This window comes from Streptomyces corchorusii, from assembly GCF_001514055.1.
Classification (GTDB): domain Bacteria; phylum Actinomycetota; class Actinomycetes; order Streptomycetales; family Streptomycetaceae; genus Streptomyces; species Streptomyces olivaceoviridis.
In genome coordinates, this window is record NZ_KQ948366.1 from 69429 (window position 1) to 85421 (window position 15993).

Annotated in this window: 17 protein-coding genes; 11 read left to right on the forward strand and 6 right to left on the reverse strand. The window is 70.9% G+C overall.

What is annotated here, in order from left to right; genetic code table 11:
* Positions 1-159: 159 nt before the first annotated feature.
* On the reverse strand, positions 160-1146 hold the full coding sequence (locus AQJ11_RS33960) for an alpha/beta fold hydrolase (RefSeq protein WP_059265767.1): 987 nt from the start codon (positions 1144-1146) through the stop codon (positions 160-162).
* Positions 1147-1285: 139 nt separating this feature from the next.
* Between AQJ11_RS33960 and AQJ11_RS33965 the strand changes: the two genes are divergently transcribed.
* Positions 1286-1915, forward strand: coding sequence for a helix-turn-helix domain-containing protein (locus tag AQJ11_RS33965; RefSeq protein ID WP_059265768.1), 630 nt, complete (start codon positions 1286-1288; stop codon positions 1913-1915).
* 359 nt (positions 1916-2274) lie between these two features.
* Entirely contained in the window at positions 2275-2694 is a 420-nt protein-coding gene (locus tag AQJ11_RS33970) for a hypothetical protein (protein WP_208616684.1), read from the forward strand.
* Positions 2695-3075: 381 nt separating this feature from the next.
* Here AQJ11_RS33970 and AQJ11_RS33975 read toward each other — a convergent pair whose 3' ends face one another.
* On the reverse strand, positions 3076-3618 hold the full coding sequence (locus AQJ11_RS33975) for a TetR/AcrR family transcriptional regulator (protein WP_059265770.1): 543 nt from the start codon (positions 3616-3618) through the stop codon (positions 3076-3078).
* A 76-nt stretch (positions 3619-3694) separates the two neighbouring features.
* Between AQJ11_RS33975 and AQJ11_RS33980 the strand changes: the two genes are divergently transcribed.
* Genes AQJ11_RS33980 through AQJ11_RS33990 form a run of 3 tightly spaced genes read left to right on the forward strand, consistent with a single transcriptional unit; the run spans position 3695 to position 6493 of the window.
* Positions 3695-4744, forward strand: coding sequence for an aldo/keto reductase (locus tag AQJ11_RS33980; protein WP_059265771.1), 1050 nt, complete (start codon positions 3695-3697; stop codon positions 4742-4744).
* Positions 4741-5460, forward strand: coding sequence for a DUF998 domain-containing protein (locus AQJ11_RS46930; protein WP_079082521.1), 720 nt, complete (start codon positions 4741-4743; stop codon positions 5458-5460). The genes AQJ11_RS33980 and AQJ11_RS46930 overlap by 4 nt, the downstream gene beginning before the upstream one ends.
* Before the next feature lie 10 nt (positions 5461-5470).
* Positions 5471-6493 (forward strand): SDR family oxidoreductase, encoded by a 1023-nt coding sequence (locus AQJ11_RS33990; protein WP_014669794.1) that lies wholly within the window; start codon positions 5471-5473, stop codon positions 6491-6493.
* Between the two features lie 360 nt (positions 6494-6853).
* On the opposite strand, the gene AQJ11_RS33995 is transcribed toward AQJ11_RS33990, so the two are convergent.
* Positions 6854-7471, reverse strand: coding sequence for a TetR/AcrR family transcriptional regulator (locus AQJ11_RS33995; RefSeq protein WP_059265772.1), 618 nt, complete (start codon positions 7469-7471; stop codon positions 6854-6856).
* A gap of 57 nt (positions 7472-7528) precedes the next feature.
* On the opposite strand from AQJ11_RS33995, the gene AQJ11_RS34000 reads away from it, so the two are divergent.
* From AQJ11_RS34000 to AQJ11_RS34010, 3 genes are all read left to right on the forward strand, one after another.
* Positions 7529-7954 (forward strand): VOC family protein, encoded by a 426-nt coding sequence (locus AQJ11_RS34000; RefSeq protein ID WP_059265773.1) that lies wholly within the window; start codon positions 7529-7531, stop codon positions 7952-7954.
* A gap of 657 nt (positions 7955-8611) precedes the next feature.
* Positions 8612-8836, forward strand: coding sequence for a hypothetical protein (locus AQJ11_RS34005; RefSeq protein ID WP_244218476.1), 225 nt, complete (start codon positions 8612-8614; stop codon positions 8834-8836).
* Positions 8837-8839: 3 nt separating this feature from the next.
* Positions 8840-9910 (forward strand): Gfo/Idh/MocA family protein, encoded by a 1071-nt coding sequence (locus AQJ11_RS34010; RefSeq protein ID WP_059265775.1) that lies wholly within the window; start codon positions 8840-8842, stop codon positions 9908-9910.
* A gap of 141 nt (positions 9911-10051) precedes the next feature.
* Here the strand turns inward: AQJ11_RS34010 and AQJ11_RS34015 are convergent, their stop codons facing one another.
* Positions 10052-11398, reverse strand: coding sequence for an amidohydrolase family protein (locus tag AQJ11_RS34015; RefSeq protein WP_059265776.1), 1347 nt, complete (start codon positions 11396-11398; stop codon positions 10052-10054).
* Positions 11399-11513: 115 nt separating this feature from the next.
* On the opposite strand from AQJ11_RS34015, the gene AQJ11_RS34020 reads away from it, so the two are divergent.
* Positions 11514-11876, forward strand: coding sequence for a winged helix-turn-helix transcriptional regulator (locus AQJ11_RS34020; protein ID WP_059265777.1), 363 nt, complete (start codon positions 11514-11516; stop codon positions 11874-11876).
* A gap of 284 nt (positions 11877-12160) precedes the next feature.
* Here AQJ11_RS34020 and AQJ11_RS34025 read toward each other — a convergent pair whose 3' ends face one another.
* Positions 12161-12799 (reverse strand): response regulator, encoded by a 639-nt coding sequence (locus AQJ11_RS34025; protein WP_014669802.1) that lies wholly within the window; start codon positions 12797-12799, stop codon positions 12161-12163.
* Positions 12796-14016, reverse strand: coding sequence for a sensor histidine kinase (locus AQJ11_RS34030; RefSeq protein WP_059265778.1), 1221 nt, complete (start codon positions 14014-14016; stop codon positions 12796-12798). The genes AQJ11_RS34025 and AQJ11_RS34030 overlap by 4 nt, the downstream gene beginning before the upstream one ends.
* Before the next feature lie 172 nt (positions 14017-14188).
* On the opposite strand from AQJ11_RS34030, the gene AQJ11_RS34035 reads away from it, so the two are divergent.
* Both AQJ11_RS34035 and AQJ11_RS34040 read left to right on the forward strand, forming a co-directional pair.
* Complete coding sequence (locus AQJ11_RS34035; RefSeq protein WP_059265779.1) at positions 14189-15277, forward strand: ABC transporter permease; 1089 nt, start codon at positions 14189-14191, stop codon at positions 15275-15277.
* Positions 15274-15957 carry an ABC transporter ATP-binding protein gene (locus AQJ11_RS34040; protein ID WP_059265780.1) on the forward strand — a complete coding sequence of 228 codons (684 nt, stop codon included), beginning with the start codon at positions 15274-15276 and terminating at the stop codon, positions 15955-15957. Before AQJ11_RS34035 ends, AQJ11_RS34040 begins: the two co-directional genes overlap by 4 nt.
* The last annotated feature ends 36 nt before the right edge of the window (positions 15958-15993 follow it).

Sequence of the window (15993 nt, forward strand, 5' to 3'; positions counted from 1 at the left end):
GTCCTGATGCGGGCCGGGCCCCTCGGCGAGGCTGACAAGCCCACGAGGTTCTCCGTCTCCGGCAGCCGACCCGCACTCCGTACATCACGGCTCCGGTGCCGCCGCTGCCGCCTCGGGCACCGCGCCGGTGCGCGGACTGCTCCGCCTGGATCGCCTGGTTCAGCCCTGGAGGGTGGCGAGCCAGTCGGTGAGCAGGCGGTTGACCTCGTCGGGGCGCTCCTGCTGGATCCAGTGGCCGCAGCCGTCCAGGAGGTGGGAGGCCGACAGGCCGGGGAGGGTGGTGGGGTGGGCGTCGATGGCGTCGGACATCCAGGTGGTGGAGGCGTCCAGGGCGCCGCCGACGAACAGGGACGGCTGCTTGATCGGGGCTCCGCGGTGCGGGGCGAGGTCTTCCCAGTCCCGGTCCATGTTGCGGTATCGGTTGAGTGCGCCGGTCAGGCCGGTGCGCTCGAACTCGCCTGCGTAGACGTCGAGGTCCTCCTCGCTCAACCAGGCCGGGAGCGGGCCGGCGGGGAAGCGGTCGCGCAGTCGGCCGCCGCGGGCGACGAAGTGCGGGTCGGGCTCGCCCTGGGCGGGCATGGTGTCGGCGGACAGGGCCGCGTAGAAGCCTGCGAGCCAGCCTCGGACGTCGGGCTCGATCTCCGCTTCGGCGCGGCCGGGCTCCTGGAAGTAGGAGACGTAGAACTCCTGCTCGGGGCCGCCGATCCGGCCGAAGACGTCGGTGGGGCGGGGGCCGCCGGGCGGCGCGTAGGGGACGCTGAGCAGGCCGACGGCGCGGAAGATCTCGGGGTGGAGCAAGGCGGAGGCGGCGGCGATGTTGGAGCCCCAGTCGTGGCCGACGACCACCGCGCTTTCCTCGCCGAGGGCACGCACGACGGCGACGTTATCCTCCACCAGATCGAGCATGCGGTAGGCGTCGGTCGCCTCCGGCTTGGAGGAGCGGCCGTAACCCCGCACGTCGATCGCCACCGCCCGGTAGCCGGCCGCGGCGAGGGCCGGGAGCTGGCGGCGCCAGGAGTACCAGGACTCGGGGAAGCCGTGCACCAGCAGGACCAGCGAGCCGGTGCCCTGCTCGACCAGGTGCAGACGCCCGGCCGGGGCCTCCACGGTGCGGTGGCGGAGCTCGGCGGTCGGCTCGAACTGCATGGGCTTCTCCTCGGTTCGCGGTGACGCGGCTACCCGTCGATCATGCGGCGCAGCACCCGCCGACGCGACCAGCCTTGCCATTCTGGCAACCTTGCAGGACAGAGCGGTGCGGCGGCATGGCAAGAAGGAGGCGTGAAAGGTGGCAGTCGACGACGTGGACGGCACACTGGCCGCGATGGGGCCCCGGTTGCGGGCCGCACGCGAGCGCCACGGCGCGACGCTCGCCCGCGTCAGCTGCACGACCGGCATCTCGCCCAGCACGCTGTCCCGGATCGAGACCGGCCGCCGCAAGCCCACCCTGGAGGTGCTGCTGCAACTGTCGAAGGAGTACGGCGTCTCCCTGGACGAGCTGGCCGGCACGGCGCCCGCCCCCGCGGCCAAGCCGCGCGCCACCGCGCCGCTGAGCTTCGGGGATGACAAGGCGGTGCTGCCGCTGACCCGGTACGTCGGCGGCCTGCACGCCCACAAACACGTCCTGCCCGCCCCCAAGGATCCGCCCAAGCGGCCCCGTCAGGTCTCCCACGACGGCTACGAGTGGCTGTGCGTCCTGTACGGGCGACTGTGGCTGGTGCTCGGCGACCAAGACCTCGTCCTGACACCCGGGGACGTCATCGAGTTCGACACCCGCACACCGCACGGGATGGCGAACTCCAGCCCCAGCGGTCCGGTCGAGTACCTGGTCATGTTCGGACCGCAGGGCGAGCGCCTACGGCCGCACACCCCTCCAGCCGCTGCTCACGGGACTGGTGACGGAAAGGCCGCCGAGTGAGCAGCTGTGACAAGCTGCGTGCCTAGTGGCGTCACCCGGAGAGTAGTTGGCGTGCTTCGCGGAGCGCAGGGGCATATCGAGGCCGACACCGAGGGCAAGCGGCTGAGGGAGAGGCTCTGTAGGGCGGCTGGGCGCCGGCGCAAGGTGGGTGCGGTACGGCAGATCGGCGGACGGATCGCTCCGGAGCACCGCAACGCTGTCATGAGCCAGGTCGTCGCCTCACGATTTCCGTGTCCGGTGTGCGGCTCGGGCAAGCTGCGCGTCCCACGAGCGGCCAGGAGGGCGAAGTGTGCCGACAGACGCGGGAGCAACGGCGCCGCCGGCGCACCGTGCTCAGGCGTACGGCAGCGGGGCGGACCGTGTCGTGGCTGGTCAGGCAGCGTAGCCGAGAAGCCGGCCTGATGCTCTCGCGGTACGCCGCCTGGCAAGCTCTGGGACCCGACCCGCTGCCGCAGGGCCGCAAAGCGCTGGACCGGCTGCGTGTTCACCTGGATGCGGTGCACGTCTTGGACACAGAACTCAAGCGCCGCTACACCGCACGGGCTTCAGCCGGCCCGGTCGGGATGACCGAGCGGCAGGCGGTCGCGTTCCGTCGGCGCCCGTTCGCCGACCTGGCCGCCGGGCGCCGCAGCGTCGATGAACTGCTGCACCCCAACGACCGCCTGGACGATCAGCCTGCGCTGCTGGACGCCACCCACGCCGTCGCCGTCTTCAGTGCCCACTACGGACACCGCATCGCTGCGACCGCGTTCGAACTCGATTCGAGAAGCTACCGGTGAGCCTGTCCTGGCAAGCGACCGCCGACCACCTGCCCGCACTGGTGGAGGCCACCGCGGCGGCCGCACCGGGAAGCCGCCGGCAGATCCCGCCTTGCGCAGTACCCATTCCGCAGGCGGAGGCAGCGGCACCGGCTGCATGGACTGAGGCCAAGCGGGCCCGGAAGGCTGCCGCAAAACCTCCTCGCCGCGTCGACCGCCGCTCCGGCACCCTGTACGGCGCCGCCCGGTACGCCGTCGACCCGGACAACGCCCGACGCCTGTGGCCTCTGCCGCAGGAACTCCTCGCACACGCCCGCTGAGCAGCGGGCCGGACGAGCGCCGCGGGGCTCTCCGTGTGTTCGTCCGGATGCGAAGCGTCGGCAGAGTCCTGGCTCGCGGCCTCTAGCGCCGCGGTTGGGTGCGCAGTCCGTCGAGGATGAGCGCGAGCATCCGTGGAGCTCGGTCCTCCGGACTGGACGCGGCGCGCCAGAGTGCGCCGGTGAGCTGGAGGAAGTCGCCGGGGTCGGCGTCCGTGCGGATGCTTCCGTCCTTCTTGCCGGCGTCGAGGATCTGTGTGATCGCGGCGATGACCGGCCCGTAGCTCTGCTCGCTGATGGCCTGGTGCGCGCCGGGGCTGAGCGCGTCGCCGAGGCCGTGTTTCCTGCGCATGGCCTCGACTAGGTCGGTCGTCCAGCGGCGGAGCGCTTCGAGCGGGGGCTCCTCGGCCAGCAGGTCGGGCACGGTGCCGACGATGCGGGTGACCTCGTCCTGGTAGACGGCCAGGACCAGCGCCTCGCGGGTGGGGAAGTTGCGGTAGAGCGTGCCCGCGCCGACGCCGGCGCGCTGGGCGACCTGGTTCATCGACGTGGCGCTGTCCTCGGCGAACGCCTCGCGGGCGGCTGCCAGGATGCGCGCCCGGTTCTCGCGAGCGTCTGAACGAACCACAGGACCTCACCTTGCTAAGTGGAGAACTCTCCACTACGGTATTCGGAGAGTTCTCCACTTAGTTTAGAGGGGCGTCATGCAGTACATCAAGCTCGGCACCACCGGCCTGGACGTGTCACCCGTCGCGATCGGCGCCATGACCTACGGCGAGCCCGACCGGGGCCATCCCGTGTGGTCCAAGGGTGAGGAGGAGGCCCGCCCGCTCATCAAGCACGCGCTGGAGGCGGGGATCAACTTCTTCGACACCGCGAACCTGTACTCGTACGGGTCCAGCGAGGAGATCCTCGGCCGCGCGCTCAAGGACTTCGCCGACCGCGACGAGGTGGTGATCGCCACCAAGCTCCGGCACCCGATGCGGCCCGGTCCCAACGGCCGCGGTCTGTCACGGAAGGCGGTCATGACCGAGGTCGACCACTCCCTGCGCCGCCTCGGCACGGACTACATCGACCTCTACCAGATCCACCGCAACGACCACGCGACCCCGTGGGAGGAGACGCTGGAGGCGCTCAGCGACCTCGTGAAGGCCGGCAAGGTCCGCTACCTCGGCGCCTCGTCCATGCACGCCTGGGAGTTCGCCAAGGCGCTGCACCTGCAGAAGCAGAACGGCTGGGCGCGCTTCGTGTCCATGCAGAACCACTACAACCTGCTCGCCCGTGAGGAGGAGCGGGAGATGATCCCGCTGTGCCTGGACGAGGGTGTCGGCACGATCATCTGGTCCCCGCTGGCCCGTGGCCGCCTCGCCCGTGCCTGGGACGACGCCCGCTCGACGGTGCGCTCCGAGACGGACGGCGCCTACGCGGACATGCTCTACTCGCCCGACCAGGAGGCGTCCAACCGCGCGATCATCGACGCGGTCGGACAGGTGGCCGACGTCCACGGCGTCAGCCGCGCACAGGTCGCGCTCGCCTGGCTGCGCCGCCAGCCGGTCGTCACCGCGCCCCTGGTCGGGGCCGGTTCGATCCGGCAGATCGACGAGGCCGTGGCCTCCCTCGACATCGAGCTCACCGACGACGAGGTGCGCGCCCTGGAAGCCCCGTACACGCCGCGGTACGACTGGCAGGGCGTCTCCGACGAGGCCGAACTGGAGGCCATCCGCAGGCGCGTCCCCGGTATGGCCCTTTCATGACCCCCATCGTCCGCTCCGGCGCGCCCGCCCGCGCCGGAGCGCTCCTGATCCTCCTCGGCCCGCTCGTGTCCTGGCTCGCCGAGTTCATCACCGCCGCCGCATGGCAGAACCCGCCGTACTCGCCCCTGTACAACTGGGTCAGTCACCTCGGCCTGACCGGGCCGGCGCAGACCGCGTTCGGACAGGTCGCGAACTCTCCCCTCGGCGCCGTCATGGACACCGGCTGGGTGATCTACGGCCTCCTCCTGATCGTCGGCGCGTTCCTCGTGTTCGACCCGCGCAAGGGTCCCCGCCCGATCGGGATCCTGACCCTCGCCGTCCTCTCCGGCGTCGGGGTCTCGCTCGTCGGCATCTTCCAGGGCTCCAACGCCAACGTCGACAACGGCCTGATCGAGTTCCACACCCTCGGCGCGCAGGGCGTCATGCTCGCCGGCAACCTCTTGGCGATCGCCGTCGGCGCCGGCGGACACCGCATCGGTCTTGCCAGAGGCCGGTCGATCACGATCACCGTGCTCGGCACCGCGGGACTGATCGCGTTCCCCCTCTTCATGGCCGACGTGTTCACCGGCTGGATGTGGAACATCGGCATGTTCGAGCGCGCCGTGATCTACCCCATCATGATCGGCCACGCCCTCCTCGGAAGCGGCCTGGCCACCATCCAGCGACATGCTGCGACGCTGCCGCCGGCACCGCCCGAAGCACACGTCGCGAACTGAGGAGACACACATGACACAGGTACTGGTCACCGGAGGGACAGGATTCATCGGGAGCTGGTGCGTCCTGAGCCTGCTCGACGCCGGGCACACCGTACGCACCACGGTCCGCGACCCGCGGCGCGCGCCGGCACTGCGCTCCTGGCTGCACGCAGCCAAGCCGTTCGACGACGAGCGTCTCACCGTGGTGCGCGCCGACCTGCAACACCCCGACGGTTGGGACGACGCCGTCGCCGACTGCGACTTCGTCCTGCACGTAGCCTCTCCGACCCTGCGCCGTACACCGGCGAACGACGACGAGATGGTGCTCCCGGCACGGGAAGGCGTCCTGCGTGTACTGCGCGCCTCCCGCGACGCCGGGGTCCGCCGCGTCGTCCTGACGAGCGCCTTCGGCGCCATCGGGATCGGCCACCCCCCGCGCTCCACTCCGTTCACCGAGGAGGACTGGACCAACGTCGACGGCGACATCCCGCCCTACCAGCGGTCCAAGACGCTCGCCGAGCGCGCCGCCTGGCAGTTCGTCGAGGAAGAAGGCGGTGGTCTGCAACTCTCGGCGGTGCATCCCGTGGGGGTCCTCGGACCCCTCCTCGGCCCGGACGATCCGCCATCCCTGCGCCTTGTGCGCAGGATGCTGGAGGGAGGGGTTCCTGCGTGCCCTCCCTTCGGGATGGGCTACGTCGACGTGCGCGACGTGGCGGACCTGCACCTGCGCGCCATGACCCATCCGGCAGCCGCCGGCGAACGCTTTCTCGCGATCGCCGGGCACAGCCTGCGCCTCGTGGACATCGCACGCATTCTGCACGAGCGCCTGGGCGAGCGCGCCGCGAAGGCCCCCACCCGGGAACTGCCCGTGTGGCTCACCCGCGCGCTGGGCACGGTGAACCCGGAACTGCGACTGCTGAGGCACCAACTCGGCCGGGACCTCGACGCCACGAGCGCCAAGGCCGAACGCCTCCTGGGGTGGCGGGCGCGCCCCATCGAGGACACCATCGCCGAGACCGCCGAGAGCCTCCTCGCCCACGGCATGGGGACATGACCGGCTCGTGACCGGTCCGCTGGGCCAGGTTCTCGTGTCGAGCAACTCCCGTTCGATGGTGGCGAAGAACGACCCGGCGAGCGTGTTGTCCCAGCGCCGGCCGGTGCGGCCGACGGACAGGCGTACGCCGAACTCGGTTGCCGGACAGGCAAATTGCCGACTGGTGTACGGTCGCGACCGGAGTGAAAGATCACCGGCTTGGCGGGACGACGCCCACCGAGCGGTCACCGCGTCGGCACAGCTCGACGATCTCGGCCTTGAACTCCGGCTGGACGAACGGCGAGGCCGAGGCTCCCTTCCCATGCTCTCCATGCTGACGTCGGAAGACGATGACGGCGGTCGGCGCTGGGCTGGTGTGCCTCAGTCGGTGATGGACGCGAGGCTGTTTCGGGCGATGTCCCGGGCGGTTCGGGCTGCGCGCTCCGCGGTCTGGTCGAGGGCCTCCGCGGAGACTCCGAACAGACCCTGCCGCAGAAAGAGCGCGATGCCGTGGGCGGCGGAGGCGATGCGCAGCAGGAGGTCGTAGGCCGCGTCCTCGTCCGGGGCGACCCGGATGACCACCGGCATCAGGGCGGCCAGCAATTCTTCGCCGGCGGCGGCCACGCCGGCGTGCTCGGCCTTGTCCAGGCCGGCGGAGAACGTGATGTCGAACAGGGCCCGGTCCTCCACGGCGAAGCGGACGTATGCGGAGGCGAAGGCCGCGAGTTGCTCGACGGGGTCCTCGGTGGCGGCCATGGCCCGGGTGAAGCGCTCCTGCTGTGCGCGGTAGCCGCGCTCGGCCAGTACGGCAAGCAGGGCATCGCGATCGGCGAAGTGCTTGTACGGGGCGGCGACGCTGACTCCTGCCCGTCGACTGGCCTCGGCCAGGGTGAAGCCGTGGGGTCCGCGCTCGCCGACCAGGGCGAGTGCCGCCTCTTCCAGAGCCCGGCGCAGGTCGCCATGGTGGCGGCCGGTGCGCCGCTTGACAGGGGAGGTCATGGCTGCAAGGTTAGCAGCATTCACCAGGTAAATGGCATTAACCTCGGAGGTGTCCCCATGCCGTCCCTCGCTGCCCGCTTCCATCACGTCAGCCTCTCGGTGGCCGACCTGTCCAACCAGGAGCGCTGGTACGGCGAGGCCTTCGGCCTTACCCAGATCGAGGAGCGCGTCGACCTGACCTCCGCGGGAGTGCGCACCGCGGTCCTGTCCGACGGTCAAGGCCTCCGTGTCGAACTGATCGAGCGGAGCGGATCCCGCCCCGTATCGCACCCCGACCCCCTGGCCGCAGCGGCAGACCAGACCTTCGGTCATCTCGCACTCCACGTCCCCGACCTGGACGCCGCGTTCGCCCACCTGACCGGGGACTGCGGCGCACAGATCGTCTCCCCGCCCGCACCGGGCGCCTCCCCGGGCATGCGCTACGCCTACGTCCACGACCCCGAGGACAACCTCCTCGAACTCATCGAGGTCCAGCACGGATGACAGGGCTCAAGCCAGTCGTCACCGCTGCGATGTGCTTTCGGCGTCAGGAGGCCGCTCCGCTGTCTCCTGCGGCCGTCGCTCGGAGGCTGCCCACGCGGCGAACAGCGCCAGCCGCCGCGCCGAAACAGTGCCCGGTACCGCGTGTTGGACCGCCAACAGGAGCCCGTGGGCGCCGACGACGGCACACTTCTCCCGCCGCAGGTCCAGGTCGCGACCGGGTGGCGGATCACTCCGGCATCGCTGCGCAACGTCGGTGCGGCAGGTGGCGTGACCACCGGCAGGTGATCGACGGGATTTGCGGCCGGATCACCGAGCGAGGGCCGGCTCCGGTCGCCTGCACCGCGGGTCGTCGCGGCCGGTGTGCCGTCGTACTCGGGCATCGGCTCGGCTGTCCGCAGGCTGCCGAACCGGAATTCGGTGCGCGCGCCTCCGGGCTCCACGCATCCCGCCGCCGGGCGTCACGCCCATCCGGACGGTCCTTCCCGCAGTGCCGGACCCCGCGATGTTCACGACTGGTTCGCAGCCCGGGGCATGACAGACATCGGATTCCCCGGCGCCGGTCCGATGGCTGCCGACATCGCCAGGGCGCCCCCTGCGGCCGGACCGGGTGCTCCTGTCCCCGGTCGAGGACTTCCAACCCGTCGAAAGCGAGCGAGCATGGCTGCGTCCACCCCCTGCCACCGCGATGCCGATGCATCCCCCGTGGACTCCAACGGCTACGGCGTAGTGAACGCCACGACCTCACCCGGCCGGACCGCCTCGCTGAGCGTCGCGCGGCTGGTCACACTCGACGCGACCACGGCGACCGGAGACCGTGAGCGGGAGGCGGGCACGAGTCTCCGCACCCGGTTCGACGGTTTCTCGCCGACTCTGGAGGTCTGAACGATGGGTGACACGATCGGGGTCGGCATCGTCGGCCTCAGCGCCACAGGCAACTGGGGATCCCTGGCCCACTGGCCCGCCCTGAAGGCGATCCCCCGTCTTCAGCTGCGCGGACTGACAGCCAGGTCGCCGCAATCCACCGCCGCCGCCGCGACGCTCTACGGAGTGCCGGGCTACGACTCGGTGGCGGAGATGACCAGCCGCGAGGACATCGATCTGATCGCGATCACGGTGCGGGTGCCCGAGCATCGCGAGCTGCTCGGACCGGTACTGGAGTCCGGCAAGGCCGTCCTGTGCGAGTGGCCGCTGGCACGAAACCTCGCCGAAGCCGAGTTCCTGCGCGACACCGGCCGCCCGGGACCGCGGTTCACCGGCCTACAGGGACACGTGTCGCCAACGACCAGATGGGTCCGCGACCTGATCGCCGACGGCTACGTCGGCGAGGTCCTCTCCTCGTCGATGATCTGCTCCTTCCCCGGCGGCGGGCCGACGTTCACCTCCGCGTCCGCCTACACCGCGGACGCCGCGAACGGCGCGACGATGATGAGCATCCCCTTCGCTCACGCGCTCGACATGCAGGCGGTGACGCTGGGCGAGCTGACCGAGACCACGGCGACGGTCGCGACGCTGCGCACCCAGGCCGTCAACACCGACACCGGAGCGACGATCCCCAAGACCGCACCGGACCAGATCGCCGTCACCGGCCGCCTGCCGGGCGGGGCCGTCGCCGGCATGCACTTCCGGGGCGGCGCGCTGCGGACGACGCCGTTCGCCTGGGAGATCGACGGAACACGAGGATCCCTGCGGATCACCGGCGACGTCGGCCTGCCGATGAGCGCCGCGCTGACTGTGGAAGGGGCGCGCGACAAGGAGTCGTTGTCTCCGCTCGCGCCTCCCGCCGAGTACGACCGGTTCCCGGAACTGAGCGGGACGCCGGCTCACAACGTCGCGCATCTTTACGCGCAGATCGTCGAGGCGCTGTCGGGCCGGGACTCCGACGCGCCGACGTTCGAGCATGCGGTGGAGCTCCACCGCTGGATCGAAGCGATCGCGGCCAAGGCAACGGCAAGATGACCGACGAAGCGAAGAACGGCGGCGGTACAAGACCACCTTCATCTCACCGCTCATGCCACCGTGCCCGTCGTTTCCGTGCGACACGGCAAAGCACGGGCGAACCGACGGGCCCCGAACTCACGAGAGGCGGCCACCGCGGCGTCAGCGACGATCGGACGTTACGCCTACTGACCGGCGCGCCTTGATCCGGTCCCGCGACTCGCGCACGAGCCGCCGGGCCTGCTCGACGTACGGCGCGGTCATGATTCCTCCGCGCTTGAGCACTTTCCCGTCGATGATGACCGTGTCCACGTCCCGAGGCCCGGCATTGAGGAACACGGCGAGGACGGGATCGCCGAACCCGTCGAGATGGGGCCCGCTGAGGTCGACGGTGATCAAGTCGGCCCGAAGGCCAGGACCGAGCTCGCCGATGATCTGGTCGAACCCGAGTACCCTCGCGCCGCCGCGCGTGGCCACGTCGAGCAGATGCAGGTGGTCCTGCGCCAGGTCGGACGGCATCTCCCCGCGGGCGATGACCGGTGCGTTCGCGTCGATCCGCTCGGCGGCCAGCGCCAGCCGCATCTCCCCGAACAGATCGCTCGGGCCGTAGGCGACCGTGTCGGCGCCGAGACCGACCGGCACCCCGTGCGCGGCCGCCGGCCCGGTCGCCGGGCGTACTCCCAGGCCCATGGTGAGGTCGACGGTCGGAGTGGCGGTCACCGTGCCGCCCGACTGGGCCACCAACTCCCACTCCCGAACGGAGAACTCGTTGGCATGAGCGTAGTTGACGTCCGGCCCCAGCAAGTCCTGCTCGTGCAACTGGTCGACCGCGCCAGGCAGCCCGGCCATGCCGGCATGAATCGAGATCGGCAGCCCCAGGTCCCGCGCCAGCATGAAGTCACGCTCGGTCTCCCGCGGCGAGGACATCGACGGGCCGCGCACCCCCAGACCGAACTCAAGGCGCCCGCCGGCAGGATGGCGGGCGAGCATGTCCCTCACGTGGTCGGCAAAGAGGCCGAAGTCACCGCTGGAGGTGACCTTGCCGCCGAAGTACAGCCGGGCGCGGATACCACTGTCGGTGAGCGCCCGCACGTTGGCGTCGACGTCCTCGGCAGAACCGAGGTTGTGGGCCCAGTCGGCCACCGTGGTCACGCCGGCGTTGATCGCCTGCACCGCACCCCACAGCACGCCGGCGTAGACGTCTGCGGGGGTGAAGGCGTCGCCGTAACCCTCGTTGATCTGCTGCGCGTAGGTGAACAGGGGCACCCCGCTGCTGCCGGCCGACAACGCGCCGAGCCACATGTGCCGGTGCGCGTCGACGAGACCGGGCAGCACGAGCCGGTCGGTCGCGTCGATCACCTCCGCGTCCTCCGGGGCAGCCAGATCCGGTCCGACCTGGTCGATGACACCGTCCCGGATCAGGATGTCCGCCCTGCTGGTCGTCTGGTCGGGCAACCGCACCGCACCGCCGCGCACGAGCAGGGTGCGGAGCTCCGCAGAAGAAGGCATGAAACGGTTCCCGTTCTACCGCTAGGTATACATTGCGTATCTAGAGCACGTTAGGAACCGGCTCGGAGGCCGACAAGAAGGCACTTCGGACTGCCCAGGTATCACCGGAGGAACCATGCCGGCGGAACGCGACCTGCTGCTGCGCGACGTGATGGACCGCATCGGCGACAAGTGGTCCGTAACGGTCATCTGCCGGCTGGACGACGGTCCACTGCGTTTCAATGCTCTCAAGCGAGCAGTGGACGGCATCACGCAACGGATGTTGAGCGCGACCGTGCGCAGACTCGAACGCGACGGCCTGCTCACCCGCACCGTGCACCCGTCCGTGCCACCCCGTGTCGAATACGCCCTCACCGATCGTGGACGGAGCCTGCACCGCGTACTCGCCGAACTCGTCGCGTGGACCGAGGACAACCTCGACGACATCCAACAGTGCCGAAAGCGTTTCGACGCCGGCGAATACGGCGCTCACGCCTGAGGCGCGGCATCAGACTGCCCGCAAGCGCTTAGTGATCTTTGGTCGCGGGCTCCTTCACTTGATCGGCCGCGACGCCGTAGCAGCAGCCGAAGCACCTTTGGGGATCACGCACTGTGTCTCGGCCTCGACCACGCGAACCTGCGGGCGGCTGCGTAGCGGCCCAGCAGCAGTGTCCTGGGTGTCCTCACCGATCCGGTGAGCGCGCCGACGATCGCCTCCGGCAGTGGACGACACCGAGGCGCGGTGAGGACGCAGGCCCATGTGCTGACGCCTGGGGGTGTCGGTTAGCGGCGAATGAGGCCGAGGTCGGTGGCCGCGGCGACGGCAGCGGTGCGGGAGTCGACGCCGAGTTTGGCGTAGATGCGGACCAGGTGGGACTTGACGGTGCCTTCGGTCAGATGGAGGCGTGCGCCGATGGCCTGGTTGGACAGGCCGTCGGCGACCAGGGCGAGGACTTCGGTCTCGCGCCGGGTCAGGGCGGTGCCGGGGGTGCGCAGGCGGTTCATCAGCCGGTCGGCGACGGTGGGCGCGAGTGTGGTGCGTCCGGCGGCGGCGGTGCGCACGGCGGCGGCCAGGTCCTCGGGCGGCGCGTCTTTGAGGAGGTAGCCGGTGGCTCCGGCTTCGATGGCGGGCAGGGTGTCGGCGTCGGAGTCGTAGGTGGTGACGATCAGCACGCGGGGGGCGCCCGGGCGGGCGGTGATCTGGGCGGTGGCCTCGGCGCCGCCCATGCCTCTGCCGAACTGCAGGTCCATCAGGACGACGTCGATGTCGCCTTCGGCAGCGCGGGTGACAGCGTCCTCGGCGGTGGCGGCTTCGGCCATGATGAGGAGGCCGGGTTCGGTTTCCAGTACGGCGCGCAGTCCGGCCCGTACGACGGGGTGGTCGTCGGCCAGCAGGAGGCGGATGGGGGTGTCGTCGGTCACGGGCGGGCCTCGGGCTCGGTGTCGGCTGGCGGGGTGAGGGGCAGCTGGGCGGCCAGGGCGGTGCCGTGGCCGGGGGTGGAATCGATGGTGAGGGTGCCGCCGAGGGCCTGGGCGCGGGCGCGCATGGCGGCCAGCCCGAAGCCGCCGGTCTCGGGGTCGGGGGCGGGCAGGCGAGCGGGGTCGAAGCCGCAGCCGTCGTCGACGATGTCGAGGGCGACGTGGTCGCCGAGGTAGCTGAGGGTGACTTCGGCGGTGACGGCTTCGGCGTGGCGGACGGTGTTGGCCAGAGCGGACTGGGCGATGCGCAGCAGCGCGACCTCGTGCGCGGTGGTGAGCGGGGCGGGGGTGCCGGTGAGGTGGAAGCGTGCGGTGATCCGGTGCCGGGCGGAGGTGGTGGTGCACAGGCGTTCCAGGGCGTCGGCCAGGGTGGTGCCTTCCAGCGTGGGCGGGGTGAGGGCTGCGACGAAGCGGCGGGCCTCGGCGAGGTTGTCGGCGGCGGCCTGCCGCGCCTGGTCGACGTAGCGGGCCGCGTTCCGGGGTGCCTGGGGCAGGGCGCGTTCGGCGGCGCGCAGCAGCAGCTGGATGCTGGAGAATCCCTGGGCGAGAGTGTCGTGGATCTCGCGGGCCAGGCGGTCGCGTTCGGCGAGCACGCCGGCGGTGTGCTGGGCGGCGGCCAGGTCGGCGCGGGTGGTGGTGAGTTCCTCGATCAGTCTGCGGCGGTGTTCGCTCTCCCGGTACAGGGCCTGATACCCCCCCACCACGGCGACGGCGACGGCGGCGCCGAGGGCGGGGCCGATGGCCATGGCGGGGCCGAAGGAGTGCTGGTGGGTGGCGAAGCCCGCGATGGCCGCGGCGGCGGTGGCGGCCACGGCCACCAGTCCGGCGCGACGGGACAGCAGGTGCAGCTGGAGGAAGTACAGCGGGAAGGCCACCCACACGGCGTCGGGGGACAGGGCGAGCAGCACCAGCCAGCAGGCCCCCACGGCAGCCAGCCACAGTGCGGCGGCCCGCCGCGAGCGAGGTATGCCCGGCAGCGTGGGTCCGGCCGCGTACACCAGGCCGCACACCGCCGAGACGGAGATGATCCACCCGGCGTGGGGCCGGCCGTCGGTCACGGCCCGGCCGGCGGCCAGGGCGAGCAGGCCGATGACCAGCAGGTGCAGGCACCAGGCCAGGGCCCGGGTGGTCGGGGTCAGGGCAGGGGCGGCGGAGTTCACAGTGCGTCCCAGGTTACGAAAGCCGGCGTCGAAGGGGCCTCCGTCGAAAGTTAGAACCGGCGTTCCTTCTTTCGGCCCGCCAAGTGCCGTCCTGCGCCAGACGCGCGCACAGGGGCCGGCGGCGATGGTGGAGGCATACCGCTTCCACCGTCGGAAAGGACAGGCCAAGGCCGTGTTCGTCGCCTGGAGAGACCTGAAGTTCGCCAAAGGGCGCTTCGCCCTGATGGGGACTGTCATCGTGCTGATCACCCTGCTGGTCGGGCTGCTGTCCGGGCTGACGGCCGGACTGGGCCGGCAGAACATCTCCGCGATCACGTCCCTGCCCGCCGACAAGATCGCCTTCCAGGCTCCCAGCGGCGGGCAGGACCTGTCGTACTCCAACTCCACCGTCACGCGAGCACAGTGGAAGAAGTGGTCGAAGGCGCCCGGTGTCGAAAGCGCCGATCCGCTGGGGATCACCACGACCAAGGCCACCGCAGGAAACAAGAGCACCGGAGTCTCGGCCTTCGGCGTCGAGCCCGGCTCCCGCCTCGCCCCGGACAGCGACAAGATCACCGGTAGTACGGTGGTGCTGTCCACCGCGGCCGCCGACGACCTGGGCGTCAAGGCCGGCGACTCCCTCACTCTGGCAGGCCGGCAGCTGAAGGTGGCCGCCGTCGCGGGCGATGCCCACTTCAGCCACACCCCGGTGATCTGGACCCGCCTGGACACCTGGCAGAAGACCGCGCCGCCCACCGGCAACGACGACGGCCCGACCGCGACCGTCATCGCTCTGAGCACCACCTCCAGGGCCGATGTGGCCGCCACCGACCACCAGGCCGGCACCAAGACCGTCTCCACCGACGACTCACTGTCCGCGATCGGCTCCTACACCTCCGAGAACGGCTCCCTACAGCTGATGCGCGGCTTCCTGTTCGCCATCTCCGCCCTCGTCATCGGCGCCTTCTTCACCGTCTGGACCATCCAGCGCGGCGGTGACGTCGCCGTCCTCAAGGCCCTGGGCGCTTCCACTGCCAATCTGCTCAAGGACGCCCTCGGCCAGGCCGTCGTCCTGCTCGTCGGCGGCACCCTGATCGGCACCGGCATCGCCGCCGCCGTCGGCGCACTCGTATCCGGCTCCGCCGTACCGTTCCTCCTCACCCCCGCCACCGTTCTGATCCCGGCCCTCGTGATCATCCTCCTCGGCGTGCTCGGCGCCGCCCTGTCCATCCGCCGCATCACCTCCGTCGACCCGCTGACCGCCCTGGGGAGCGTCCGATGAGCCTGACCCTGACCGACGTCACCCTCACCTACCCCGACGGCGACACCCGCCTGACCGCTCTCGACCAGGTCAGCCTGAAGGTGCCCCAGGGCAGCCTGACCGCCGTGGTCGGCCCCTCCGGCTCCGGCAAGTCCAGCCTCCTCGCGGTCGCCGCCACCCTGATCGCCCCCGACACCGGCACCGTCACCATCGACGGCCAGAGCACCATCGGCCTCACCCCCGGCGCACTGACGAAACTGCGCCGCCACAAGATCGGCATCGTCTTCCAGCAGCCCAACCTGCTGCCCTCCCTCACCGCCGCCGAGCAACTCCAGGTCATGGCCCAGATCGACGGCCGCAACCCCCGCACCGCCCACACCCGCGCGATGGAACTCCTCGACGCCGTCGGCCTCGCCGCCCAGGCCGGCCGCCGCCCCCACCAGCTCTCCGGCGGCCAGCGCCAACGCGTCAACCTCGCCCGCGCCCTGATGAACGACCCCGCCGTCCTCCTGGTCGACGAACCCACCAGCGCCCTCGATCAGGAACGCGGCGCTGCCGTCATCGACCTGATCACCCGTCTTACCCACCAGCAGGCCACCGCCACCGTCCTGGTCACCCACGACCGCGCCCACCTCACCGCCGTCGACCAGATCGCCGAGGTCCACGATGGCAGGCTCGTCCTCTCAGCCGTGGCAACCTGAGCCGGGGGGAAGCGCGCAGTCCCGAACACCGCTGCT